General features: G+C 59.9%; 25 protein-coding genes. 5 read left to right on the plus strand and 20 right to left on the minus strand.

Going from position 1 to position 22,778, the window contains the following annotated elements; translation table 11 throughout:
* Window position 1: 1 nt before the first annotated feature.
* From AC3RCG_RS23050 to AC3RCG_RS23080, 7 genes are all read right to left on the minus strand, one after another.
* Window positions 2–1,072, minus strand: coding sequence for a sulfate/molybdate ABC transporter ATP-binding protein (locus AC3RCG_RS23050; RefSeq protein WP_034747519.1), 1,071 nt, complete (start codon window positions 1,070–1,072; stop codon window positions 2–4).
* Window position 1,073: 1 nt separating this feature from the next.
* Entirely contained in the window at window positions 1,074–2,000 is a 927-nt protein-coding gene (gene cysW, locus AC3RCG_RS23055; protein ID WP_492401901.1) for a sulfate ABC transporter permease subunit CysW, read from the minus strand.
* On the minus strand, window positions 1,997–2,806 hold the full coding sequence (gene cysT, locus AC3RCG_RS23060) for a sulfate ABC transporter permease subunit CysT (protein WP_070224513.1): 810 nt from the start codon (window positions 2,804–2,806) through the stop codon (window positions 1,997–1,999). Before cysT ends, cysW begins: the two co-directional genes overlap by 4 nt.
* Before the next feature lie 279 nt (window positions 2,807–3,085).
* Window positions 3,086–3,724: a peroxiredoxin gene (locus AC3RCG_RS23065; protein WP_070224512.1), complete on the minus strand. Its 639-nt coding sequence runs from the start codon at window positions 3,722–3,724 to the stop codon at window positions 3,086–3,088.
* A 43-nt stretch (window positions 3,725–3,767) separates the two neighbouring features.
* Window positions 3,768–4,334: an RBBP9/YdeN family alpha/beta hydrolase gene (locus AC3RCG_RS23070; protein WP_070224511.1), complete on the minus strand. Its 567-nt coding sequence runs from the start codon at window positions 4,332–4,334 to the stop codon at window positions 3,768–3,770.
* A 44-nt stretch (window positions 4,335–4,378) separates the two neighbouring features.
* Window positions 4,379–5,383 carry a sulfate ABC transporter substrate-binding protein gene (locus AC3RCG_RS23075; protein ID WP_070224510.1) on the minus strand — a complete coding sequence of 335 codons (1,005 nt, stop codon included), beginning with the start codon at window positions 5,381–5,383 and terminating at the stop codon, window positions 4,379–4,381.
* Between the two features lie 130 nt (window positions 5,384–5,513).
* Entirely contained in the window at window positions 5,514–5,897 is a 384-nt protein-coding gene (locus tag AC3RCG_RS23080) for a diacylglycerol kinase (RefSeq protein ID WP_070224509.1), read from the minus strand.
* 153 nt (window positions 5,898–6,050) lie between these two features.
* On the opposite strand from AC3RCG_RS23080, the gene AC3RCG_RS23085 reads away from it, so the two are divergent.
* The gene (locus AC3RCG_RS23085) at window positions 6,051–6,830 is read left to right on the plus strand and encodes an IclR family transcriptional regulator (RefSeq protein WP_046685991.1); all 780 of its coding nucleotides are present in this window, start codon (window positions 6,051–6,053) and stop codon (window positions 6,828–6,830) included.
* 104 nt (window positions 6,831–6,934) lie between these two features.
* Here the strand turns inward: AC3RCG_RS23085 and pbpG are convergent, their stop codons facing one another.
* The 3 genes from pbpG to AC3RCG_RS23100 all read right to left on the minus strand — a co-directional run bounded on the left by pbpG (window position 6,935) and on the right by AC3RCG_RS23100 (window position 9,846).
* Window positions 6,935–8,008, minus strand: a complete 1,074-nt coding sequence (gene pbpG / locus AC3RCG_RS23090; protein ID WP_492401898.1) for a D-alanyl-D-alanine endopeptidase — start codon at window positions 8,006–8,008, stop codon at window positions 6,935–6,937.
* Window positions 8,009–8,185: 177 nt separating this feature from the next.
* Window positions 8,186–8,905 carry a nitroreductase gene (locus tag AC3RCG_RS23095; RefSeq protein WP_492401897.1) on the minus strand — a complete coding sequence of 240 codons (720 nt, stop codon included), beginning with the start codon at window positions 8,903–8,905 and terminating at the stop codon, window positions 8,186–8,188.
* 14 nt (window positions 8,906–8,919) lie between these two features.
* Window positions 8,920–9,846: a DMT family transporter gene (locus AC3RCG_RS23100; protein WP_409027992.1), complete on the minus strand. Its 927-nt coding sequence runs from the start codon at window positions 9,844–9,846 to the stop codon at window positions 8,920–8,922.
* 351 nt (window positions 9,847–10,197) lie between these two features.
* Between AC3RCG_RS23100 and AC3RCG_RS23105 the strand changes: the two genes are divergently transcribed.
* On the plus strand, window positions 10,198–10,764 hold the full coding sequence (locus tag AC3RCG_RS23105) for a phasin family protein (protein WP_070224506.1): 567 nt from the start codon (window positions 10,198–10,200) through the stop codon (window positions 10,762–10,764).
* A 153-nt stretch (window positions 10,765–10,917) separates the two neighbouring features.
* Here the strand turns inward: AC3RCG_RS23105 and AC3RCG_RS23110 are convergent, their stop codons facing one another.
* From AC3RCG_RS23110 to AC3RCG_RS23135, 6 genes are all read right to left on the minus strand, one after another.
* Window positions 10,918–11,637 (minus strand): ABC transporter ATP-binding protein, encoded by a 720-nt coding sequence (locus tag AC3RCG_RS23110; protein ID WP_070289244.1) that lies wholly within the window; start codon window positions 11,635–11,637, stop codon window positions 10,918–10,920.
* Window positions 11,634–12,407: an ABC transporter ATP-binding protein gene (locus AC3RCG_RS23115; RefSeq protein ID WP_034747484.1), complete on the minus strand. Its 774-nt coding sequence runs from the start codon at window positions 12,405–12,407 to the stop codon at window positions 11,634–11,636. Before AC3RCG_RS23115 ends, AC3RCG_RS23110 begins: the two co-directional genes overlap by 4 nt.
* 12 nt (window positions 12,408–12,419) lie before the next feature.
* Window positions 12,420–13,637, minus strand: a complete 1,218-nt coding sequence (locus AC3RCG_RS23120; protein ID WP_230502517.1) for an ABC transporter permease subunit — start codon at window positions 13,635–13,637, stop codon at window positions 12,420–12,422.
* A gap of 31 nt (window positions 13,638–13,668) precedes the next feature.
* Entirely contained in the window at window positions 13,669–14,598 is a 930-nt protein-coding gene (locus AC3RCG_RS23125) for a branched-chain amino acid ABC transporter permease (RefSeq protein WP_070224504.1), read from the minus strand.
* 299 nt (window positions 14,599–14,897) lie between these two features.
* Window positions 14,898–15,845, minus strand: a complete 948-nt coding sequence (gene ispH / locus AC3RCG_RS23130; RefSeq protein WP_070312810.1) for a 4-hydroxy-3-methylbut-2-enyl diphosphate reductase — start codon at window positions 15,843–15,845, stop codon at window positions 14,898–14,900.
* A gap of 9 nt (window positions 15,846–15,854) precedes the next feature.
* Window positions 15,855–16,310: an FKBP-type peptidyl-prolyl cis-trans isomerase gene (locus AC3RCG_RS23135; protein WP_070224501.1), complete on the minus strand. Its 456-nt coding sequence runs from the start codon at window positions 16,308–16,310 to the stop codon at window positions 15,855–15,857.
* A 120-nt stretch (window positions 16,311–16,430) separates the two neighbouring features.
* Between AC3RCG_RS23135 and radC the strand changes: the two genes are divergently transcribed.
* From radC to rpmG, 3 genes are all read left to right on the plus strand, one after another.
* Complete coding sequence (gene radC, locus AC3RCG_RS23140; protein WP_070301434.1) at window positions 16,431–17,105, plus strand: RadC family protein; 675 nt, start codon at window positions 16,431–16,433, stop codon at window positions 17,103–17,105.
* A gap of 247 nt (window positions 17,106–17,352) precedes the next feature.
* Window positions 17,353–17,589: a 50S ribosomal protein L28 gene (rpmB, locus tag AC3RCG_RS23145; RefSeq protein WP_010400928.1), complete on the plus strand. Its 237-nt coding sequence runs from the start codon at window positions 17,353–17,355 to the stop codon at window positions 17,587–17,589.
* A 22-nt stretch (window positions 17,590–17,611) separates the two neighbouring features.
* Window positions 17,612–17,779 (plus strand): 50S ribosomal protein L33, encoded by a 168-nt coding sequence (gene rpmG, locus AC3RCG_RS23150; RefSeq protein WP_010400929.1) that lies wholly within the window; start codon window positions 17,612–17,614, stop codon window positions 17,777–17,779.
* Between the two features lie 132 nt (window positions 17,780–17,911).
* Here rpmG and AC3RCG_RS23155 read toward each other — a convergent pair whose 3' ends face one another.
* From AC3RCG_RS23155 to purN, 4 genes are all read right to left on the minus strand, one after another.
* Window positions 17,912–19,081: a DesA family fatty acid desaturase gene (locus AC3RCG_RS23155; RefSeq protein WP_416054748.1), complete on the minus strand. Its 1,170-nt coding sequence runs from the start codon at window positions 19,079–19,081 to the stop codon at window positions 17,912–17,914.
* Window positions 19,082–19,253: 172 nt separating this feature from the next.
* The gene (locus AC3RCG_RS23160; protein ID WP_492401895.1) at window positions 19,254–20,612 is read right to left on the minus strand and encodes a mechanosensitive ion channel family protein; all 1,359 of its coding nucleotides are present in this window, start codon (window positions 20,610–20,612) and stop codon (window positions 19,254–19,256) included.
* Window positions 20,613–20,734: 122 nt separating this feature from the next.
* A complete protein-coding gene (locus tag AC3RCG_RS23165; RefSeq protein WP_070312812.1) occupies window positions 20,735–22,054 on the minus strand; it encodes an RsmB/NOP family class I SAM-dependent RNA methyltransferase in 1,320 nt (439 codons plus the stop codon).
* 21 nt (window positions 22,055–22,075) lie between these two features.
* Entirely contained in the window at window positions 22,076–22,684 is a 609-nt protein-coding gene (gene purN / locus AC3RCG_RS23170) for a phosphoribosylglycinamide formyltransferase (RefSeq protein WP_230502511.1), read from the minus strand.
* Between the last annotated feature and the right edge of the window lie 94 nt (window positions 22,685–22,778).

A 22,778-nucleotide genomic window follows, 5' to 3' on the forward strand; every position in this document is an offset into this window, starting at 1 on the left:
TTTAGGTTCTTGTTGGTTCAACGAACACGTGGAGGCGTTTCGGGCGGACTACCAAGGTTTCGCCTTCCTTCAGCTGCAAATGAGTAAAACGCTCGTTCGACATCACCGCTTCAATCAGCTCGCTGTTATCGACGCGCTGCAAGTCCAGCTGGGCCAGCGGGCCGATCGCATGGGCGCGGCTCAGCTTGACCACGATGCCTTCGGCGCCCTGCGTGTAACGGTCGATTTCCAGGTCGTGCGGACGCACATAGGCCGTGCCCTTGCTGTCGCTCACGCCCGCATAATCGGGCACTTCGAAGCTGGCGTCGCCCGTCGCCATCACGCCGTCATGCACGCGGCCGTGGAACAGGTTGACGTTGCCGAGGAAACCGTACACGAACGGCGAGGCCGGGTGGTTATAGACTTGTTCCGGGGAACCGAGTTGCTCGACGGTACCCTTGTTCATCAGCACGACCTGGTCGGCCACTTCCAGCGCCTCTTCCTGGTCATGCGTGACAAAAATACTGGTCACGTGCAAGTCGTCATGCAGGCGGCGCAGCCAGCGGCGCAATTCCTTGCGCACCTTGGCGTCGAGCGCGCCGAACGGTTCGTCGAGCAGCAGCACGCGCGGCTCGACAGCGAGGGCGCGCGCCAGGGCGATGCGCTGGCGTTGTCCGCCCGACAGTTGCGGCGGATAGCGGTCGGCCAGCCAGTCCAGCTGCACCAGCTCCAGCAAATCTTTCACTTTACGGCGGATCTGGTCTTCCGACGGCCGTTCGCTGCGCGACTTCACGCGCAGGCCAAACGCCACGTTTTCGAATACCGTCATGTGCTTGAACAGCGCATAGTGCTGAAAGACGAAACCGACCTGCCGCTCGCGCACGTGGCGGTTCGACGCGTCTTCCGCATCGAGCAGCACCTGGCCGCTGTCCGGATGTTCCAGGCCGGCTATGATACGCAGCAAGGTGGTCTTGCCGCAACCGGACGGGCCCAGCAGGGCCGTCAATTCGCCGGCGGGAAAGTCCAGCGAGATATTGTCGAGGGCGACGAAATCGCCGAAGCGCTTGTGGATGTTTTTAACTGCGATGGTCATATCAGTGCTCCGTAGAACGTAAGGCGGAATCGTCGGCGTCGCTCTCGTTCAAACGCCACTCAATAAAGGCTTTCAGGGCCAGGGTCACCAGGGCCAGCAGGGCCAGCAGCGAGGCGACGGCAAACGCGGCGGCGAAGTTGTACTCGTTGTACAGAATCTCCACCTGCAGCGGCATGGTGTTCGTTTCGCCGCGGATATGGCCGGAGACCACGGACACGGCGCCGAACTCGCCCATGGCGCGGGCGTTACACAGGATCACGCCATACAGCAAGCCCCACTTGATATTCGGCAAGGTGACTCTGCGGAAAGTGTTCCAGCCCGAGGCACCCAGCACGATGGCGGCCTCTTCCTCTTCGCTGCCCTGCGACTGCATCAGCGGGATCAGTTCGCGCGCCACGAACGGGAAGGTGATGAAGATGGTGGCCAGCACGATGCCGGGCACGGCGAACAGGATCTTGATGTCGTGCGCCTGCAGCCACGGGCCGAACCAGCCCTGGGCGCCGAACATCAGCACATAGATCAGGCCGGAAATCACGGGCGAGACGGAAAACGGCAAGTCGATCAGGGTCAGCAAAATGCTCTTGCCGCGGAAGTCGAACTTGGCGATGCACCAGGAAGCGGCCACGCCGAATACCAGGTTCAGCGGCACGGCGATGGCGGCCGTGATCAGGGTCAACTTGATCGCGGAAATGGCGTCCGGATCGATGATGGCGGCGATATACGCTTCCCAGCCCTTCTTGAACGCTTCCGCAAACACGGCCACCAGGGGCACGATCAGGAAAGCCGTCAGAAACAGCAAGGCGATGGTGATCAATACCGTGCGCACCCACAATGGTTCCAGCACGACGGGGCCGACATTCGGCTCGAAGCGGCGCGCTGTCGGCCGCGCAGTGTCCACGCCAGCGGCGGCAGTCGTATTCGTACTCATGATTTCTTCGCCTTTCCGCGCGTCCATGCTTGCAGCAGGTTAATCGTCAACAACAGCAGGAAAGACACCACCAGCATCACCACGGCGATGGCCGTGGCGCCTGCGTAATCGTATTGCTCCAGCTTGGTAATAATGAACAGCGGCGTGATTTCCGACACCATCGGCATGTTGCCGGCGATAAAGATCACGGAACCGTACTCGCCCGTGGCTCGGGCAAAGGCCAAGGCAAAGCCCGTCAGCAACGATGGCAGAATCGTGGGGAAGATGACGCGGATGAATGTTTGCAGGGAATTGGCGCCCAGGCTGGCGGCCGCTTCTTCGAGTTCCTTTTCCGCGTCTTCCAGCACCGGCTGCACGGTGCGCACGACGAAGGGCAAGCCGATAAAGGTCAGCGCCACCACCACGCCCAGCGGCGTGAACGCCACCTTGATGCCCAGCACGCCTTCGATGAACTGGCCGAACCAGCCGTTCGACGAATACAGGGCCGTCAGGGTGATGCCGGCCACGGCCGTCGGCAAGGCGAACGGCAAGTCGACGAGCGCATCGATGATGCGCTTGCCGGGAAACTTGTAGCGCACGAGCACCCAGGCCAGGATGCCGCCAAACACCACGTTCAGCAGGGCGGCGATCAGCGAGGCGCCAAACGTCAAGCGGTACGAGGCCATCACGCGCTCGGACGTGACGGCGCTGAAGAAGGCGTCCCATGTCATGGTGAAGGTTTTCAGGAACACCGAGGACAAGGGAATGAGGACGATCAAGGCCAGGTAAAAGAGCGTGAAGCCCAGTGACAGCTTAAACCCCGGCATGACCCGAAACGGCGCTCCGCGCGCCTTGGGCGGCGCTAGTGTTGCTTCAGACATGGAAACCCCTTCTTATTACATTTTTGAGTTATAGGGCGCAATAATCACATGCAATCGTTATAAAAAGAACTAACCATTTCTCATTTGCTTAGATGGATTTTGCATACTTGCCGGCAGAATCTGCAGACGAAAAAAAACGCACCGGCGAGGTGCGTTTTTGCTTCTTAGACATATTTATACCCGAGACAAATGCTGGGGTCAGACCCGACGGGTCTGACCCCGGAATTACTTGTTGGGCTGCGGCGTGAGGCGCAGATATGGCTTGGCGGCCGTAAAGCCCTTCGGATATTTCTGCTTGATCACGTCCGGGTCTTGCACGGTCAATGGAATGATGACGTCGTCGCCATCGTTCCAGTTGCCGGGCGTGGCCACCGTGTAGCCGTCCGTCAGCTGCAGGGCGTCGATGACGCGCAGAATTTCATTGAAATTGCGGCCCGTGCTGAGCGGATACGTGAGGATCAGCCGCACTTTCTTGTTCGGGTCGATGATGAAGACGGAGCGCACGGTGGCCGTGACGGACTGTTCCGGGTGGATCATGTCGTACAGCACCGACACTTTCTTGTCGACGTCGGCGATGATGGGAAAGCCCACGACCGTATTTTGCGTCTCTTCGATATCCTTGATCCAGCTCTTGTGCGACTCGGCCGCGTCCACGGACAGGGCGATGGCTTTCACGTTGCGCTTGTCGAATTCCGGCTTGAGCTTGGCCGTCAGGCCCAGTTCCGTCGTGCACACGGGGGTAAAGTCGGCCGGGTGGGAAAACAGCACCACCCAGGAATTGCCCGCCCACTCGTGGAACTTGAGCGGACCGATCGAGCTGTCTTGTTCAAAATCAGGGGCGACATCGCCCAGGCGTAAAGTCATCGTGATCTCCTTCAGAAGTTGTGTGGCGAAGATGTTCGTCGTATCAGGCTGCCTGACGGTGGCGCTTGTCGCTTTGTGCCAGATCAAACAGTGTTTGCAGCTGCGCCTGGCCGTAGACCCAGTCGCCAAGGCGCGATTCGGCGTTGATATGGCCCAACGCACCGCCATCAATATACTTGCAATTCCAGCGCCGCGCCCACTGCGCCGCGTGTTCGGCCGTCATCCACGGGTCCGTCTGGCTGGCGATCAGGATGCCGGGGCAAGGCAGCCGCTTTTGCGGCAATGCCTTCGCCACGCCAAACTTGTCGGGGTCGGCCGGCCCCACCAGCAGCACGCCGGCCACGCCCTGCGGGTCGCGCGCCAGGCTGTGCGCCGTCGTCAGGCAGCCGAAGCTGTGGGCGACGATCAGGGTGGGGCGCGCATCCTGCCGCCGCACCTGGTCCAGGCGCGCCGACCAGGTCGCCAGGTCGGGTTCATTCCAGTCGTCCTGCTCGACCCGCTCGAATTGCGGATACAGGCGCTGCCAGCGGCTCTGCCAGTGCTCGGGACCGCTGTTATGCAAGCCCGGCACGATCAGTACCCGGTAATCGGAAAAGCTGCGCAGCGCCATGATGGTTCCTTTTAGTAACGGTCTGGCAATCGTGCCATCCGGTATTACTTAGGCTGGTAGATCTGGTCGAAGATGCCGCCGTCGGCAAAGTGCGCCTTCTGTGCCGCCGTCCAGCCGCCGGCCACCTGCTCGATGGTGAACAGGTTGACCTTGGCGAACTGCGACGCGTATTTCTTTGCCGCCTTGTCCGTTGCCGGACGGTAGTAATTCTTGGCGATGATGTCTTGCGCCTCGTCCGTGTACAGGTAGTTCAGGTAAGCCTCGGCCACCTTGCGCGTGCCATGCTTGTCGGCAAACTTGTCGACGACGGCCACGGGCGGCTCGGCCAGGATGCTGACGGACGGCGTGATGATGTCGAACTTGGTCGGACCCAGCTCCTTGACGGCGAGATACGCCTCGTTTTCCCAGGCGATCAGCACGTCGCCGATACCGCGCTCGACGAAGGTGGTGGTGGCGCCGCGCGCGCCGGAATCGAGCACGGGCACGTTTTTATACAGTTTGCCGAGGAAATCCTTGGCCTTCGCTTCGCTGCCGCCCGGCTGGCGCAAGGCATAGCCCCAGGCTGCCAAGTGGTTCCAGCGGGCGCCGCCCGAGGTTTTCGGATTCGGCGTGATGACGGACACGCCCGGCTTGATCAGGTCATTCCAATCCTTGATGCCTTTCGGGTTGCCCTTGCGCACCAGGAAGACGATGGTCGAGGTGTAAGGCGAGCTGTTGTGCGCCAGGCGCTTTTGCCAGTCGGCGGCCAGCAGCTTGTGCTCGGCCAGGGCGTCGATGTCATAGGCCAGGGCCAACGTCACCACGTCCGCTTCCAGGCCGTCGATGACGGCGCGCGCCTGCTTGCCGGAGCCGCCGTGCGATTGCTTGATCTTGACGTTGTCGCCCGTCTTGCCTTTCCATTCCTTGGCAAATGCCGTATTCACATCCTGGTACAGCTCGCGCGTCGGGTCGTACGACACGTTGAGCAGGGTGATATCGGCAGCCTGCGCCGTTTGCAGAATGGCAAACGCGCTGATGGCGGCGGCAATGATGATTTTTTTCGACAGCATCTAAGATCCCCGTATGGTTGAACTTTCAGAGCCACCAGATTACGGCGCAACGGCCGCAAAGAGAACGAAGCGTTTCGCCGTTTGATATGCGATTTTCGCATATGGACGGCGCGCAACGGGGATTTAGTGCTTAATAAAAACGGTTGAACAGCACCACGGACCATGTGGCAAAGGCCAGGATACACGTGAGCAGCACGGCGGCGCTGCCGAAGTCCTTGGCGTTTTTCGACAGCGGATGGCGCTCGAGCGAGATGCGGTCGACCACGGCTTCGATTGCCGAATTGATCAGTTCGACGATCAGCACCAGCAGCAGCACGCCGATCAGCACCAGCTTTTCAAAGGCGGAGATGCGCAGCAGCAAGGCGATCACGGTGCCGACGACGAACAGGCCCAGTTCCTGGCGGAACGCGTGTTCATGCCGCCAGGCCGCTTTCAAGCCGTCGAGCGAGTAGAAAAAGGCGGAAAAAATCCGTTTCAAGCCGCTTTTGCTCTTGAATTCATTGACAGGTTGCATAGTTTTCCATGGTTCAAAGTCCATCCAGCCGCCAATTATGACGGCCAACATGAGAATTGTGACAATTTATTCGCTGAATATCTCGGAACATTTCACTATTTTTTCACATCATGGTATAAAGATGCATGAATACTGCATTGCACCAAATCCATCATGAAAATTGAACCGGTCGCAGCCCCAAAGACGACGATCCAGGTGATCGAACGCATGGTCGCCCTGCTTGATGCCCTGGCCAAATATTCGGACCCGGTCAGCCTGAAGGAATTGTCGAAAGTGTCCGGCCTGCACCCCTCAACGGCGCACCGCATCCTCAACGACATGGTGCTCACACGCTTCGTCGACCGCATCGAACCGGGCACGTATCGGCTGGGCATGCGCCTGCTGGAACTGGGCAATGTGGTGAAAAGCCGCCTCAGCGTGCGCGAAGCGGCGCTCGATTTCATGCGCCAGCTGCACAAGAAAACCCAGCAAACGATCAACCTGTCCGTGCGCCAGGGCGACGAGATCGTCTACATCGACCGCGCCTTTTCCGAGCGCTCGGGCATGCAGGTGGTGCGCGCCATCGGCGGCCGCGGCCCGCTGCACCTGACATCGACGGGCAAGCTGTTCCTGTCCGTCGATGAACCGAAAGCCATCCGCGCGTATGCCACGCGCACGGGGCTGGCCGGGCACAACAAGAATTCCATCACGGATCTGCAAAAGCTCGAGCGTGAGCTGAGCCTGGTGCGTGAACGCGGCTATGCGCGCGACAATGAAGAGCTGGAACTGGGCGTGCGCTGCATGGCCGCCGGCATCCGCGACGATTCGGGCAAACTGATCGCCGGCCTGTCGATCTCCGCCCCCGCCGACCGCCTGCAGGATGAGTGGCTGGTGGACCTGGTGGAAACGGCGAATCAGATTTCCGTCACCCTGGGTTTTATTCCACAGGACTAAAGCTGGGGTCAGTCTTACAAGATCGGAATTTCCTCCGTTGAGGAAATTCCCCCGGCGGGTCTGACCCCAGTCGACGCCGCCATGGACATTCGCATTAAACTTAATTAACCGCCGGGCAGACTCATGTTGGCGGGTTTGAGTGCCTCCAGCCACTTGCGCATGCGTCCCGCATCGGCCGTACGCGACTGTTTCCCCTTGGAATCGAGGAAGACCATGATCACGGCCCGTCCTTCGATGACGGCCTGCATCATCAGACAACGTCCCGCCTCATTGATGAAGCCCGTCTTTTGCAAGCCGATTTCCCAGCCCGGATTGGCCACCAGGTGATTCGTATTGCCAAATTGCATGGGCTGGCCGCTGGCTTCGACGATGGCTTTCGGGTCCGTCGAGTACTCGCGCAGCAGCGGATGGCGGAAGGCGGCCATGGCCAGCTTGCCCAAGTCGCGCGCGCTGGCCACGTTCATTTTCGACAAGCCGCTGGAATCGACGTAATGCGTATCCATCATGCCCAGCTGGCGCGCCTTGCTGTTCATGGCGTCGACAAAGGCCGGCAAGCCGCCCGGATAATTGCGGCCCAGCGCCGAAGCGGCGCGGTTTTCCGAGCTCATCAGCGCGATGTGCAGCATATTCGCGCGCGTCAATTGCGAGCCCACTTTCAGGCGCGAGCTGCTGAACTTGGCGCGGTCGACGTCCTCGTCCGTAATCGTCAGCACTTCATCCATGTCCTGGCGCGCTTCGACCACCACCAGGCCCGTCATCATCTTGGTGATGGAGGCGATGGGCAGGGCGACATTCGAATTCTTTTCAAACAGCACTTCCGAATTGTTCTGGTCCAGCACCAGCGCCACGCTCGACTTGAGATCGAGCGGATCGCGCGTGAGGTTCAGGCCCGCCAGGTCGCCCATGGTCGGCATCGGGGCGGCCATGGGCACGGCCACGCTGCTGACTTTTTGATAGATGACCTTGCGTTTGCCGCGCACCATGACGACCCGGCGCACGCTCTTTTCGCGTGGCGCGGCCGTCGCGCCCTTGCGCAGCACGATCTTGATTTTCTTGGTGTTGTGTTTCTTGGAGGCTGAGGATTTGCCGTTCGCTTCCCTGGCGTGCACGGCCGCAGCCGGCGCCAATGCAAACAGCAGGGAAGCCAGGATACCCAGCGCAAGTTTAAACTTAGCCATTCGATAATTCCCCGTGAAGCTGTTGCCTTATTGCAGTGTAGCGAAATGCAGAGTATTCGCAAGCCTATTTAACAGTTAGGACAGTATTTATTGCAGCACTGAAATACAAATCGTTGGCGATCAGCAAACAAGCTCATCTTTGAGCGGCTGTTTGCCGGCGTCCATCGCCAGCAATGTCTATTTGTCCATGAATTTAACAAAACCGGCCAGCGGCTCGCGTTCCGTGCTCAGGCGGTTCTCGATCTTGTCCGGGTCGGCATGGCCGAGGGCCATGCCGCATACCACCATTTCGCTGGCCGGTATGCCCAGCTCGTCGCGGATGATGTCATGGTAATGGATGAAGGCCGCTTGCGGGCACGTGTCGAGTCCCCGCGCACGCGCCGCCAGCATGATATTTTGCAAGAACATGCCGTAATCGAGCCAGGAACCCTGTTCCAGCACCCGCTCGATGGTAAAGATCAGGCCCACGGGCGCATCGAAAAACTGGAAATTGCGTCCATGCTGGGCCGCCATGCCGGCCGTGTCGCCCCGCTCCAGCCCCAGCAGCTGATACAGGTCCAGGCCGATCTTGCGGCGGCGCTCGATGAACGGCGCCGTCCAATGGCGCGGGTAATAGGTATACGACGCCGTGCGCGCGGGCGCATCGGGCGCCTTCGGCGCATCGTAGGCGGCCAGGATGCGGCGCGACAGGCGCAACCGCGCCTCGCCCGACAGCACGTAGACTTTCCACGGCTGCATATTGGCACCCGAGGGCGCGCGCGCCGCCACTTCCAGGATGCGCGCGATATCGCCCTGCGCCACCGGCGTGGGTAAAAAGGCGCGGATCGAACGGCGCGACAGGATGACGCTATCGACGGCTTGCTGCGCCGCCTGTGTTTCAGATACTGGCTTGCTCACTGCGCTGCTCCCTGCTATTTCTTGACTACAAACACCACACCGACCACGGCCACCAGCATGCCGGCGATGCCCAGCATATTAAAGGCTTCGCCAAACATCAGCCAGGCCATCACGGCGGTCGTGGGCGGCGTCAGGTACAGCAAACCCGTCACTTTCGTCGCGTCGCTGCGGCGGATCAGGGCGAACAGCAGGAAGATGGCGCCGATCGACAGCACGAGTACCGACCACAGCAAGGCACCAATAAAATTCGCCGTCCATTGCACATTGCTGAAATGCAGGTCCAAACCTTCGTAATACAAGGCGAATGGCAAGACCACGACGATGGAAGCGGCAAACTGCACCACCGTGCCGGTGCGCAAGTCGAACTGAGGACAGTGGCGTTTTTGATACATGGTGCCGGCCGTCATCGACAGCAGGGCGAACACGCACAGCAGCACGCTTTCCACCGTCAGGCCCACGAGGTTGATCTTCGCGTAGACGACCAGGGCCACGCCCAGCAAGCCAAAGAACAGGCCCAGCCACTGGCGCGGGCGCACGGATTCGCCGATCAGCGGCGCGGCGCAGGCCGTCAGCACAGGCTGCATGCCGACGATCAGGGCCGACAGGCCGGCCGGCATGCCCAGCTTGATGGCGCACCAGACGCCAGCCAGGTAGCCGGCCTGCATCAGGATGCCGGCCACGGCGATCTGGCGGAACTGCCCCACGGGCCACGGCGCGCGCAACAGCAGCACCAGCGGCAGCAGGATCACCAGCACGCCCAGGAAGCGCAGCAGCAAAAAGGTCAGCGGCGGTGCGTACGGCAAGCCGAACTTGGCCACGATAAAACCTGTGCTCCATAACAACACGAAGAAACCAGGCAAGGCCATCGGTGCCAGGGTCGTCAGGAAAGGGGTTTTGGAGGCTTTGCCGCTGGCGCCAGCCGCGGCGGGAAGATTGGACATGGTATCAACTCGGGAAACAGGATCGGCACCGGAGAGCTGCGCCAGTGCGGGAGGCAAAGTCTAGCATGCTGCGCCGCGATCGTCCCCGCAGCCATTGGAAATGATAGTTTAGACATAAACCATTGACACGTAGAAATCAAATATTTCTCTTTAGAAACAATGACTTTTGATGCAAATCTATTCAATTGTTGCATCGCACAAGAAACGCTTGACTTCGTTTTTTTTCGCCGTAGAATAGGGTTTGTTGCGTTGCACAATTCTTGTTCAGCTTGAAAAATTTAGATTCACCTGCTTTCCCAAACGGTACACGCAGCATCAAATTAACCAGATTTCGATTTTTTGGAGATTTATATGTTTTCAATTCCTGAGCAATTTTCGTCCGCTACCAAAGCCAACCTGGAAGCCCAATTCGCCCTGTTCTCGTCGCTGACGGGCAAAGCCTTCGAAGGCATCGAAAAGATCGTCGAACTGAACCTGACCGCTGCCAAGGCAACGCTGGAAGAATCGACCGCCGCCGCCAAGCAATTGCTGTCGGCAAAAGATCCACAAGAATTCTTCTCGCTGAGCGCTGCTCAAGCCCAGCCTAGCGCCGAAAAAGCCATCGCTTACGGCCGTCACCTGGCTGCCATCACGTCGGGCACGCAAGCCGAGTTCAGCAAAGCTGCTGAAACGCAAATCGCTGAAACCAACCGTAAAGTCCTGTCCCTGGTGGAAGAAGTCACCAAGAACGCGCCAGCCGGTTCGGAAAACGCCGTTGCCATCCTGAAAAGCGCCATCGGCAACGCCAATGCAGGCTACGAGCAGTTCTCGAAAACCAGCAAGCAAGCCGTCGAAGCCATCGAAGCGAACCTGACCTCGGCCGTGAACCAGTTCACGCAAGCGGCTGAAAAAGTCGTGCCGCGCGCTGCCGCCAAGTAATTCCTGCGCGACCGCCACGGCGGTCCGCTAAGTAATCCTCGGGGGTTACTTTAGTACCAGCTCCTCCAGGCATCCATCCCGCACTTCCCTGACGGATGCCATTATGCCCCAGCCCTGCTGGGGCATTTTTTATGCGCTTTTACTTTCCCGCCCTTACTCTCCCAGATACGCCGCCTTCACGCGCGGATCGTCGAGCATGGCCGCCGCATTGCCGCCCATGGTGACCAGGCCGGAATCCATCACATAGCCGCGGTGCGCCGCCTGCAGGGCCAAACGGGCATTCTGTTCGACCAGCAAGATCGTGATGCCTTCGGACGACACCTTGCGGATCACCTCGAAGATTTTCTCGACCATGATGGGCGACAAGCCCATCGACGGCTCGTCGAGCAGCAGCAGCTTCGGATGGCTCATCAGGGCGCGCGCCATGGCCAGCATCTGCTGCTCGCCGCCCGACAGGGTGCCCGCCATCTGCGCCGCCCGCTCCTTGAGGCGTGGAAACACGTCGAACCACTTGGCAATGTCGTCTTCGACACCAACCTTGTCCGTGCGCGTGTAGGCGCCCATCATGAGGTTTTCGCGGATCGACATGCGGGTAAACACGCCCCGCCCTTCCGGCACCATGGCCAGCTTCCGCTCCACCAGGTGAAACGACTTCGTGCCCTTGAGCGATTCGCCCAGGTAACTGATCGTGCCTTCGATCTTGCACGCAGGCAAAGTGCCCGTGATGGCTTTCAAGGTCGTCGTCTTGCCGGCGCCGTTCGCGCCGATCAGGGCGATCAGCTCGCCCTGGTTGACTTCCAGGTCGATGCCTTTCACGGCCTTGATGCCGCCGTAAGCCACGTGCAGGCCCGCCACCTTCAATATATTGCTCATGCGTGCGATCCCCCCAGATAAGCCTCAATGACGGCCGGGTTTTGTTGTATTTCGGCCGGCAAGCCTTCCGCGATGCGCTTGCCATACTCGAGCACCGTGATGCGGTCGCACAGTCCCATCATCAGTTTCACGTCGTGCTCGATCAACAGCACGGTCTTTCCTTCAGCCTTGATTTTCACCAGCAACTCGCGCAGGGCCAGCTTCTCCGTGGCATTCATGCCGGCCGCCGGCTCGTCGAGTGCCAGCAGTTGCGGGTCGGTGGCCAGCGCGCGGGCGATTTCCAGGCGCCGTTGGTCGCCGTACGACAAGAAGCGCGCCGTGCGGCTGGCGAACTGGGCGATGCCGACGAAATCGAGCAGCTCCATCGCCCGCTTGCGGATCGATGCTTCTTCCTCGCGCGCCGCCTTGTGGCGGAAGATGGCGCCGAACACGCCCTGGTGCGAGCGCACGTGGCGCCCCACCATGACGTTTTCCAGCGCCGTCATGTCGCCAAACAGGCGGATGTTCTGAAACGTGCGCGCGATGCCCGCCTTGGCCACCTTGTGCGGCGCGGACGGCGAATACGGCTTGCCGGCCAGCTCGAAAGTGCCCGTGTCGGGCTGGTACAGGCCCGTGATCACGTTGAAGAAGGTCGTCTTGCCGGCACCGTTCGGGCCGATCAAGCCATAGATCTGCCCTTGTCGGATGGTAATGCCCACATCGGTGAGCGCCTGCAAGCCGCCGAAACGTTTATTTACGCCAGCGATATTGAGAATGATCTGTTCGCTCATGCTATCCCTCCCTTACGCGGACACGACGCCGGTGGATTTGTTGGGCTGGTCGACATCGTGGTCGGGCCGGTCTTCGTGCTTCGGCGATGGCCACAAGCCGGCGGGACGTATAAGCATAATAAGTACCATGGCCAGACCGTACAGCAACTGGCGCAAGACTTCAGCGTCGATGATGATCTCGCCAAACAGCGCCTTCTGCGCCGGCTCGACGACATGGCGCAACACTTCGGGTATCGAAGCAAGGATCACGCCGCCGAGGATCACGCCAGGGATATGGCCGATGCCGCCCAGCACGACCATGGCCAGCACGGCGATCGATTCCGTCAAGGAGAACGATTCCGGCGCGACAAAGCCCTGGAACGAGGCAAACATGGCGCCCGCCACGCCGCCGAACGAGGCGCCCATGGAAAAGGCCAGCAATTTGACGTTGCGCGTATTGATGCCCATGGCCTTGGCGGCGATCTCGTCTTCGCGGATGGCCACCCAGGCGCGGCCCAGGCGCGAATGCTGGAGGCGCTTGGTGACGAACACGACAGCGATGCACAGGAAGAGAAACAAAAAGTAATAGGCGTTCACGGACGGCATGGAAAAACCGGCCACCGTCACGGTGCTGTTGGTGCCCGCCTCGCCCGCCAGGTTGACGCCGAAGATGCGGATGGGGTCAACCATGTTGATGCCTTGCACGCCATTCGTGAAATTGATGGGCTCATTCAAGTTGCCCATGAAAATACGGATGATCTCGCCAAAGCCCAGGGTCACGATAGCCAGATAGTCGCCGCGCAACTTGAGCGTTGGCGCGCCCAGCAGGGCGCCGAACAGACCGGCCACGGCAGCGGCCAGGGGCACGATGATCCAGATCGACAGGTGGACGCCGTTTTCGCGGATTTCCGGCCCCATCAGTTGCACCAGGGTTTCACCCAGCACGGGATACTGATTTACCACCGATTCGAGCAGGATGGCGAACTGGGGCGACGCCAGCAAGGCCGTCAGGTAGGCGCCCACGGCGTAGAAGGCGATGTAGCCGAGGTCGAGCAGGCCGGCAAAGCCGACGACGATGTTCAAGCCCAGGGCCAGCATGATGTACAGCAAGGCCATGTCGACGATGCGCACCCACGAATTGCCGAACTGGGCGGCAAAAAACGGGAACACCATCAGCAGCGCGGCCAGGCCCAGCATGCCGGCGTAGGCTTTGGTCGGATTTTTCTTAGCGTCAAAATCGAGTAGTGCCATGATGGTCAACTCCTTGTTTTTATGGATGACGTCAGGCGCGGTCGGCCACGCGTTCGCCCATGATGCCGGACGGGCGCAGGGTCAGCACGATGATCAGCACGATGAAGGCAAAGATATCCTGGTAATTGCTACCGAGGAAACCAGCGGTGAGATAGGCGATATACCCGGCACCAAGGCTCTCGATGAGGCCCAGCAGGATGCCGCCCAGCATGGCGCCATAGATATTGCCGATGCCGCCCAGCACGGCCGCGCAAAATGCCTTCAGCCCGGGAAGCGCTCCCATCGAAAACTTTACCGAGGCATAGTTGGCGCCCCACATCACGCCCGCCACGGCGGCCAGCGCGGCGCCAATGGCGAACGTGGCGACGATGACCTTGTCGGAATCGACACCCATGAGGCCCGCCACGCGAGGATTCTCCGCCGTGGCCCGCATGGCGCGGCCCATCTTGGTTTTCTCAATAAGTAAGACCAGGGATCCCATGGAAATGGCGGCCAGGGCCAGCAGCAATACTTGCGTTTGGGAAATAACAGCGCCACCGATGTGCAGCGGGTCGGTCGACAGCAACTGGGGAAATGGCAGCGGATTGCGCGTCCAGATCATCATGGCGAAGGTTTGCAGCAGGATGGAGACGCCGATGGCGGTAATCAGGGGAGCGAGGCGGGGGGCGTTGCGCAGGCGGCGGTAGGCGACCCGCTCGATGAAGATGTTGACCAGAATACAAATGGGGATGGCGCCGAGGATGGCGGTGGCCAGTTTCAAATAGCCGGGCCAGTCCGGCACATAAATGCCCAGCAGCTTGAGAATGGTCAAGCCCACCATGGCGCCGATCATGAGCACGTCGCCGTGGGCGAAGTTGATCAGGTTCAACACGCCATACACCATGGTGTAACCGAGGGCGATCAAGGCATACATGCTGCCCAACACCAAGCCGTTGATGATTTGCTGGATGAATGTATCCATGGTCAGATTGCCCTATCAAATATGCATTTTTCGGGAACAACTTCCGCCGGAACATGTCGCTGATAAAAAAACGGCACCGGAGGAAGAAATCCTGCAGTGCCATCCCTGGACCGTTCTCACCAGCATGGTGCACGCACTCAAAACGCGCGTGACCTTGCTTAGTCATAACGACAACATATTCAAGCTTGAGGCAATCATAACGATCTTTTGCAAAAACTAAACTTGGAATAAAACGATCATTTCCGAATTAAATTTTGTTTTGAGGTGACTCCTCATCGATACTCAATCGTCCCGCAGGCTCAGGCGACGTCGCGCTTGATGCCATCGAGGCCTTTCGGCATCGGGAACGTGACGGCTTCCTGCACGCCATCGAGGGGGCGCACGCTCTTCACGCCGCACTCTTTCAAGCGGTCGATGACGGCTTGCACCAGCACCTCGGGCGCCGAGGCGCCAGCCGTGACACCCACGCGCAGCTTGCCTTCCAGCCAGGCGGGGTCGATCTGCGAGGCATTGTCGACCATGTAGGCAGGCGTGCCCATCTTCTCGGCCACTTCGCGCAAGCGGTTCGAATTCGAGCTGTTCGGGCTGCCCACAACGATCACCACTTCCACTTGCGGCGCCATGAATTTCACGGCTTCCTGGCGGTTCGTGGTGGCGTAGCAAATGTCGCCTTTTTTCGGCTCGGCGATATTCGGATATTTCGCTTTCAAGGCCGCAATAATGTCGCTAGTGTCGTCAACTGACAACGTTGTTTGCGAAACGTAGGCCAGGCTCTCCGGATTGGCGACCTGCAATTTCGCCACATCTTCGAGTGTTTCCACCAGATGCATGCCCATATCGGCCTGGCCCATCGTGCCTTCCACCTCGGGATGGCCGTCGTGGCCGATCATGATGATCTCGCGGCCTTCGCGGCGCATCTTGCCCACTTCCATGTGCACCTTGGTGACGAGCGGGCAAGTGGCATCAAAAATGCTCAGGCCGCGCGCTTCCGCCTCGGCGCGTACGGCTTTCGACACGCCATGCGCGGAAAACACGAGCGTATTGCCAGCAGGCACGTCGTCGAGGTCATCGATGAAGATGGCGCCCTTGTTGCGCAAGTCGGCCACCACATAGGCGTTGTGGACGATTTCATGGCGCACGTAGATCGGTGCGCCAAATTGCTGCAAGGCGCGCTCGACGATTTCGATCGCCCGGTCGACGCCAGCACAGAAACCGCGCGGCTGGGCCAGTAACAGTTCTTTATCCATCGCTATTCCTTACAGGACCGAAATGAGCTTGACTTCAAAACGCAACGGCTGGCCGGCCAGCGGATGGTTGAAATCGAACAGGGCGGAGTCCTCGCGCATTTCGCGCAGCACGCCGGCAAAACGGCCGCCGCCCGGCGCGGCGAAGTCGACCAGGTCGCCGATCTTGTAGTCGGCGCCCGGCACGGAGTTTTCGTCCAGGGTCGCGCGCGAAACGGACTGCACCAGCTCGGGATTGCGCTCGCCAAAGCCTTCGCCGGCCGCCAGCTCGAACGTCTGGTGCGTGCCTTCAGGCAAGCCCAGCAGACGCTGCTCAAGGAATGGCGCCAGCTGGCCCTGTCCCAGCATCAAGGTAGCAGGATTTCCGCTGAAGGTAGTGACAATATCAGTACCGTCAACAGTAGCAAGACGATAATGCAGGGTGAGGTAAGCCGCTTCGGTGACGACTGCTGGTTGCTCGTTGGACATAGTAGTTTTCAGGTAACTGGTGCAAAACGATATTGTAAGCCACACTGGCCGCGCCTGCCCCATGGCTTCGTCAAAGAAGGCCACACTGGGGCGCGCGCCGGTGCCAAACAGGAGAACAGCATGGGCATCAAGGATTGGCCGGCCGGCGAACGGCCGCGCGAACGCCTGATCGAGGATGGCGCGCAATCGCTGTCGGACGCGGAATTGCTGGCCGTCTTCCTGCGCACGGGCGTGCGCGGCAAGAGCGCCGTCGAGCTGGCGCGCGACACGGTCGAGCACTTCGGCTCCCTGCGGGGCCTGTTTGGCGCCAGCCTAGTGAGTTTTTCCGCCGTGCACGGCATGGGTAGCGCCAAGTTCGCGCAGCTGCAAGCGGTGCTGGAACTGGCGCGGCGCGCCATCATCGAGGACTTGCAGGCGGGACAAGCCCTCAATTCGCCGCACGCCGTCAAAGACTATTTGCGCCTGACCCTGGGCAACCTGGCGCATGAAGCGTTTCACGTGTTGTTTTTGGACGTCAAGAACCGCCTGATCACGACACAGGAAATGTTTCGCGGCACCCTCACCCACACCAGCGTGTATCCACGCGAAGTGGTGAAACAGGCGCTGCTGCACAACGCGGCCAGCGTCATGCTGGCCCATAACCACCCGTCCGGCACGCCGGAACCGAGCGAGTCGGATCTATTACTGACGCGCGCGCTGGTGCAAGCCCTGTCGCTGGTGGACGTGCGCATCCTCGACCATTTCGTCGTGGCCGGGCGGCAAGTGCATTCGTTTGCGGAACACGGCCAGATCTAAGCCGGCGCCAGCCGATTCACAGTTAACCATGTGTAAACAAGGACATACGTGACAGCAGAGGGACTGTTATCTAGCAGTAAACGACGCGGTTTACCAGCGGCTTCCCTATGAAGAATAGACAGACGTCAAATTGTTAAATTTTTTCAATACAACATGACACAATTGTTTTTCGCAAGTCATTGATAAATCTGCTTATTTTGGATATACTCTCGTTTTTCCAATTTGGAATATCTTTAAGGAGTGCGCCATGGCACGTGTTTGCCAAGTCACTGGGAAGAAGCCGATGGTCGGCAACAATGTTTCCCATGCAAACAACAAAACCAAACGTCGTTTTTTGCCTAACTTGCAGAATCGTCGTATTTTTGTTGAATCTGAAAACCGCTGGGTCTCCCTGCGTTTGTCCAACGCCGGTCTGCGCGTCATCGATAAAGTCGGCATCGACGCCGTATTGGTCGATATGCGCGCTCGTGGCGAAAAAGTCTAATTAGCAGAATAAGGGAGCTATCATGGCAAAATCAGGCCGCGACAAAATCAAGTTAGAATCGACCGCCGGTACGGGTCACTTCTACACGACTACCAAAAACAAGCGTACGACGCCTGCGAAAATGGAGATCATGAAATTCGATCCTAAAGCACGCAAGCACGTCACGTACAAAGAAACCAAAATCAAGTAATTGATCTTGTGTTCTGTAAAAAGAGCCGCTCCGATGAGCGGTTTTTTTTCGCCCTGATTTTTACGCCCCTTCCCTTGTGCCGGGACGAAAAAAAGGCCCTGGAAACCAGGGCCTCGATATGCGGCAGCTTACCTATGCATAACTGCGCAGGCGCAAGGAGAAATCCTGCAGCGACTGGATACCCGACGCTTCGGCGCGCGCGCACCAGTCTTGCAGCTTTTGCAGCAATTGCTCGCGCGTGAAGTGCGAACGCTCCCAGATGGCGCCCAGCTCCACGCGCATGTGGTGCATGGTTTCCAGTGCCTTGCTGTGCTGGAACAATTCCGACAGCTGCTCGTGGTGCGCGTCGGCCAGCTTGCCCGGCTCGCGCTGCATCAGCTTGCGCGACGATTTCAGGAAGCGCTTTTCCAGCTCGGCCTTGTGCTTCAGGTGTTCCAGCTCTTCCTTCCAGGCATGCTTGATCGATTTCGCATACTTGGCCATCACGTCGTAGCGGTTGGCGATGACCGATTGCAAGGTCTCGAAGTCCGCTTCCAGCTTGCCGTGCGAGAACTTCGGTTCCGGCGCCAGCTTTTTCACCTTGGCCAGGCCCAGCATTTCTAGCGCGCGGATGTACGCCCAGCCGATATCGATTTCATACCATTTCGACGACAGCTTGGCCGACGTGGCATAGGTATGGTGATTGTTGTGCAACTCTTCGCCGCCGATCAGGATGCCGAACGGAATGATGTTGGTGGCCGCATCGGCGCAATCGTAGTTGCGGTAGCCCCAGTAGTGGCCGATGCCGTTGATGATGCCGGCCGCCGTGATGGGGATCCACATCATTTGCACGGCCCACACGGAAATGCCGATCACGCCGAACAACACGAAATTGATGACGAACAGCGACACCACGCCCAGCCAGCTGTACTTGGTGTACAGGTTGCGCTCGATCCAGTCCGTCGGCGTGCCGTGGCCATATTTGGCCATGGTTTCCATGTTCTTCGATTCAGCGCGGTACAGCTCGGCGCCTTCCCAGAACACTTTCTTGATGCCGCGCGTCACGGGGCTGTGCGGATCTTCTTCCGTATCGCACTTGGCATGGTGCTTGCGGTGAATGGCGGCCCACTCCTTGGTGACCTGGCCCGTCGTCAGCCACAGCCAGAAACGGAAGAAATGGCTGGGAATCGCATGCAATTCCAGCGCGCGGTGGGCCTGGTGGCGGTGCAGGTAAATCGTGACGCTGGCGATCGTGATGTGCGTGACCACCATGGTGTACAGGAAAACTTGCCATGCGGACAGATCGGTAATGCCAGTGGCCATGAACTGCAAAACGTCGTGTAAAACGGAACTCAATGTCATTACTACTACTCCAAGTGGACAGGGCGTGCGCACGGTCGCTCCAGTGACTCTGGAGGTCCGGCAGAGTTAATTTTAGGCGTGATTGTACGCCCTAATGGGTGCTATCAGGCAAAAACGGAGGCAGGCAGCGAGGTTAAGGCTGGGTGCCGGATGGCGGGGACTCACCGTCTGCCGCGCTGGCGAGCGGGGCAGGAGGCGTACCAACAATACGCAATTCGCGTTGCGGAAACGGTACAGTGACCTTATGTTCCTGCAAGGTGCGCCAGATGGCGCGGTTCACATTCGACTTCACGCCGCCCGTGCCGTTTTCCGGATCCGCGATCCAGAAACCGATCTGCACGTCGAGACCGTCGGCGCCGAAACGCACGAGCGTCGCCGAGGGCGGATTGCTTTGCGACACACGCGGCACCTTGGCCGTCGCCGCTTCCAGCAAGGGGAAGATGACATCGAGATCCGTTTCATAGCCCACCGACACGGCCGTCGACAGCCAGACCATGCGGTTGCTCAGCGACATGTTCTGCACGCCGCCGGAAATCAGCATCTCATTCGGCACAATGGATTCAACGCCATCGCCACCCAATAACACAGTATAGCGCGTATTGATCTGCGTGACCTTGCCCGTGAATTGACCGACGGTGATCATGTCGCCGATGGTCAGGCTGCGGTCGAGCAGGATGATGAAACCGGAGACGAAGTTCGCGGCGATCTTTTGCAAGCCGAAGCCCAGCGCCACGCCGAAGGCGCCGCCGAACACGGACAGCACCGTCAAGTCGATGCCCACCAGCGACAGGCTGACCAGCACGGAAACGAGAATCAGCACGGCACGCCCCATGCGCGACAGCACCACGCGCAGGGACGTGTGCAAGCCCTGCATTTTCATCAGGCGCTCGTCGAGCGAGGTGCCGGCCCACATGGCCAGCACCAGCAGCACGGCGACCGAAATAGCGGCTTGCAAGATGGCAGCCACGGACACCTTGTTGCGTCCCAGCGGCACGACGATGCTTTCCAGGAAGGTATGCAGTTCCGGCCACAGGCCCGTGATGTACAGGGCCATGCCGGCCCACACCACCACCGTGAAAATCTTTTCCAGCAACAACATGGTGGGACTGATGTCGCCATGACGGGCAAAAATGCGGCGCAGCACATAAAAGCCGAAGCGCACCAGCGCCATCGACGTGCACAGGGGGATGGCAATGCTGAGCAGGTTCACCGACTGAAACTTGGCCAGGAAATGTTGCGCAATGCCCAGCAGCATGGCCGCCAGGACGGGCGTCAAAATGCGGATGAAACTGTCCGTGCGCTGCAAGGTTTCCGGCGTGGCGGGCGTGGCCGCCGCTTCCGCCCGCTTATGCAGGAACACGCGCAACTGCCGCACCAGCAGCCAGCTCAGCGCCAGGCAGGCAAGGATGACCAGCGCCTGCCACAGGATGGCCGGTTGGCGGAAATCATTGACAAAATCAGTGATCAGATTGAGCAGCGGGGTTTCATTCATGGCGGATGCGGTCCGGAAGGTGGGACGAAGATGGTACGGATGGGGAGTGATCCCATGCCGCCAGGCGGGCTGGCGGCATTGAAGGGCGCCGCTGCAGGGTGCAGCGGCGACCCGTGACAGGCTTACTCGGCTGGTTCAGCGTCAACGTCGCCGGCCGGCTTTTCATCGGCGTAGACTTTTTTCGGCATGACCTTGCGCTCGAACACGGCGGCGAAGAAGCCGTCCGTCTGGTGCAGGTGCGGCAGCAGTTTCAGGTAGTCGCCCATTTCCAGCTCGATCTTCTGTTCGGCCAGCACCTTGCTCATCGGCACCAGGGTGAAGTCGGGGTTGGCCGCCAGGAATTGCTCGGCGATCTGATCGTTTTCTTCGTTCAGGAAGCTGCAGGTGGCGTACACGAGGCGGCCGCCGCCCTTGACCAGGCGCGCCGCGCCGGCCAGGATGGCTGCCTGCTTGGCTTGCAGCTCGACGATGGAGTTCGGCTGCTGGCGCCATTTGACGTCCGGATTGCGGCGCAGGGTGCCCAGGCCGCTGCACGGGGCATCGACCAGCACGCGGTCGATCTTGCCGGCCAGGCGCTTGATCTTGGCATCGCGCTCATGCGCGATCTGCACCGGATGCACGTTCGACAGGCCGCTGCGGGCCATGCGCGGCTTGAGCTTGGCCAGACGCTTTTCCGATACGTCGAACGCGTACAAGCGGCCCGTGTTGCGCATCAGCGCGCCCAATGCGAGCGTCTTGCCGCCCGCGCCGGCACAGAAATCGACCACCATCTCGCCGCGCTTGGCGCCGACGATCTGCGACAGGATCTGGCTGCCTTCATCCTGCACTTCGATGGCGCCGCTCTGGAACAATGGCAGGTTTTGCAGCGATGGCTTCTTGATCACGCGCAAGCCCAGCGGCGCAAACGGCGTCGGCGTGCTGAGAATCGGCGCTTCGGCCAGGGCCAGCATCACGTCTTCGCGCGTGGCCTTGAGCGAATTGACGCGCAAGTCCAGCGGCGCCGGCGCGTTCAGCGCATCGGCCAGCTTCATGGTTTCCGCTTCGCCGAACTGGGCGATCAGCTTGTCGAACAGCCAGGTCGGCATATTGGCGCGCATGTTCGCCGGCATCAGGCTGCGGTCGATCTGCGTGATGCGTTCCAGCCATTCCACTTCTTCTTCCGTCAGGCCGCCCAAGGAGTCGGCGCCCACGGCTTCGGCCAGGCCGAGGATGGTCAGGCGGCGCATGGTCGGGCCGCTGCCCGCTTCGGCGAAATCGGTAAAGAACGATTTATTGCGCAGCACGGCATAAATGCCTTCGGCGATGGCGCCGCGTTCGCGCGAACCGAGGCGCGGATGGTCGCGGAAATAGCGCGACAGGGTGGTGTCGGCCGGGGCCGTGAAACGTAAAATTTCGCGCAACACTTCTTCAGCATTGGCAAGTATCGCTGGTGGCAATCTCATTGTTATTCTTCCTGTAATATTTTATTGAGGGTCCACGCGGACCTGGCCATGCTCGACCGACAGTTTATCGTCAATGAACAGGCGGATGGCGCGCGGGTAAAGCAGATGTTCCTGTACCAGCACGCGCGCCGATAAGCTGTCTTCTGTGTCGCCCGGCAAGACGGGGACTGTCGCGCTCGCCACGGCCGGGCCATGATCGAGCTCGGCAGTTACGAAATGCACGGTCGCGCCGTGTTCCGTCACGCCCGCCTCGAGCGCCTGGCGGTGCGTCGCCATGCCCGGGAACAGCGGCAGCAGCGACGGGTGGATATTGAGCATGCGCCCCGCGTAATGCTCGACGAAGGGCGGCGTCAGGATGCGCATGAAACCGGCCAGCACGACCAGGTCGGGGGTGTAGCCGTCGATCACGGCTTGCAGCGCCGCATCGAACTGTTCGCGGCTGGCATAATCCTTGTTGGCAACGACTGCGGTCGCTATCCCATGTTCCGCGGCAAAAACCAGTCCCTGGGCATCGGCCCGGTTACTGATGACGGCGGCAATACGGGCTGGCCATTGCTCGGCTTGCGCCGCGCGCACGACCGCTTCCATGTTGCTGCCGCGTCCGGAAATGAGGATAACGATATTTTTCATAGCGCGCATTGTACCCGCTATGGCGATGCGAACCAAGAAAGGCCGCTATTATTGTTGCGGCGCAACATACCGGCCGGGCCGCCGCCGCTGCCCG

This window comes from Janthinobacterium sp. GW823-FHT01H08 (assembly GCF_058797855.1).

What these genes read in the sequence shown, in the direction of transcription:
- AC3RCG_RS23050 (WP_034747519.1), bottom strand. Translation starts at nt 1,072, where the DNA reads ATGACCATCGCAGTTAAAAACATCCACAAGCGCTTCGGCGATTTCGTC.
- cysW (WP_492401901.1), bottom strand. Translation starts at nt 2,000, where the DNA reads ATGAGTACGAATACGACTGCCGCCGCTGGCGTGGACACTGCGCGGCCG.
- cysT (WP_070224513.1), bottom strand. Translation starts at nt 2,806, where the DNA reads ATGCCGGGGTTTAAGCTGTCACTGGGCTTCACGCTCTTTTACCTGGCC.
- AC3RCG_RS23065 (WP_070224512.1), bottom strand. Translation starts at nt 3,724, where the DNA reads ATGACTTTACGCCTGGGCGATGTCGCCCCTGATTTTGAACAAGACAGC.
- AC3RCG_RS23070 (WP_070224511.1), bottom strand. Translation starts at nt 4,334, where the DNA reads ATGGCGCTGCGCAGCTTTTCCGATTACCGGGTACTGATCGTGCCGGGC.
- AC3RCG_RS23075 (WP_070224510.1), bottom strand. Translation starts at nt 5,383, where the DNA reads ATGCTGTCGAAAAAAATCATCATTGCCGCCGCCATCAGCGCGTTTGCC.
- AC3RCG_RS23080 (WP_070224509.1), bottom strand. Translation starts at nt 5,897, where the DNA reads ATGCAACCTGTCAATGAATTCAAGAGCAAAAGCGGCTTGAAACGGATT.
- AC3RCG_RS23085 (WP_046685991.1), top strand. Translation starts at nt 6,051, where the DNA reads ATGAAAATTGAACCGGTCGCAGCCCCAAAGACGACGATCCAGGTGATC.
- pbpG (WP_492401898.1), bottom strand. Translation starts at nt 8,008, where the DNA reads ATGGCTAAGTTTAAACTTGCGCTGGGTATCCTGGCTTCCCTGCTGTTT.
- AC3RCG_RS23100 (WP_409027992.1), bottom strand. Translation starts at nt 9,846, where the DNA reads ATGTCCAATCTTCCCGCCGCGGCTGGCGCCAGCGGCAAAGCCTCCAAA.
- AC3RCG_RS23105 (WP_070224506.1), top strand. Translation starts at nt 10,198, where the DNA reads ATGTTTTCAATTCCTGAGCAATTTTCGTCCGCTACCAAAGCCAACCTG.
- AC3RCG_RS23110 (WP_070289244.1), bottom strand. Translation starts at nt 11,637, where the DNA reads ATGAGCAATATATTGAAGGTGGCGGGCCTGCACGTGGCTTACGGCGGC.
- AC3RCG_RS23115 (WP_034747484.1), bottom strand. Translation starts at nt 12,407, where the DNA reads ATGAGCGAACAGATCATTCTCAATATCGCTGGCGTAAATAAACGTTTC.
- AC3RCG_RS23120 (WP_230502517.1), bottom strand. Translation starts at nt 13,637, where the DNA reads ATGGCACTACTCGATTTTGACGCTAAGAAAAATCCGACCAAAGCCTAC.
- AC3RCG_RS23125 (WP_070224504.1), bottom strand. Translation starts at nt 14,598, where the DNA reads ATGGATACATTCATCCAGCAAATCATCAACGGCTTGGTGTTGGGCAGC.
- ispH (WP_070312810.1), bottom strand. Translation starts at nt 15,845, where the DNA reads ATGGATAAAGAACTGTTACTGGCCCAGCCGCGCGGTTTCTGTGCTGGC.
- AC3RCG_RS23135 (WP_070224501.1), bottom strand. Translation starts at nt 16,310, where the DNA reads ATGTCCAACGAGCAACCAGCAGTCGTCACCGAAGCGGCTTACCTCACC.
- radC (WP_070301434.1), top strand. Translation starts at nt 16,431, where the DNA reads ATGGGCATCAAGGATTGGCCGGCCGGCGAACGGCCGCGCGAACGCCTG.
- rpmB (WP_010400928.1), top strand. Translation starts at nt 17,353, where the DNA reads ATGGCACGTGTTTGCCAAGTCACTGGGAAGAAGCCGATGGTCGGCAAC.
- rpmG (WP_010400929.1), top strand. Translation starts at nt 17,612, where the DNA reads ATGGCAAAATCAGGCCGCGACAAAATCAAGTTAGAATCGACCGCCGGT.
- AC3RCG_RS23155 (WP_416054748.1), bottom strand. Translation starts at nt 19,081, where the DNA reads ATGGCCACTGGCATTACCGATCTGTCCGCATGGCAAGTTTTCCTGTAC.
- AC3RCG_RS23160 (WP_492401895.1), bottom strand. Translation starts at nt 20,612, where the DNA reads ATGAATGAAACCCCGCTGCTCAATCTGATCACTGATTTTGTCAATGAT.
- AC3RCG_RS23165 (WP_070312812.1), bottom strand. Translation starts at nt 22,054, where the DNA reads ATGAGATTGCCACCAGCGATACTTGCCAATGCTGAAGAAGTGTTGCGC.
- purN (WP_230502511.1), bottom strand. Translation starts at nt 22,684, where the DNA reads ATGAAAAATATCGTTATCCTCATTTCCGGACGCGGCAGCAACATGGAA.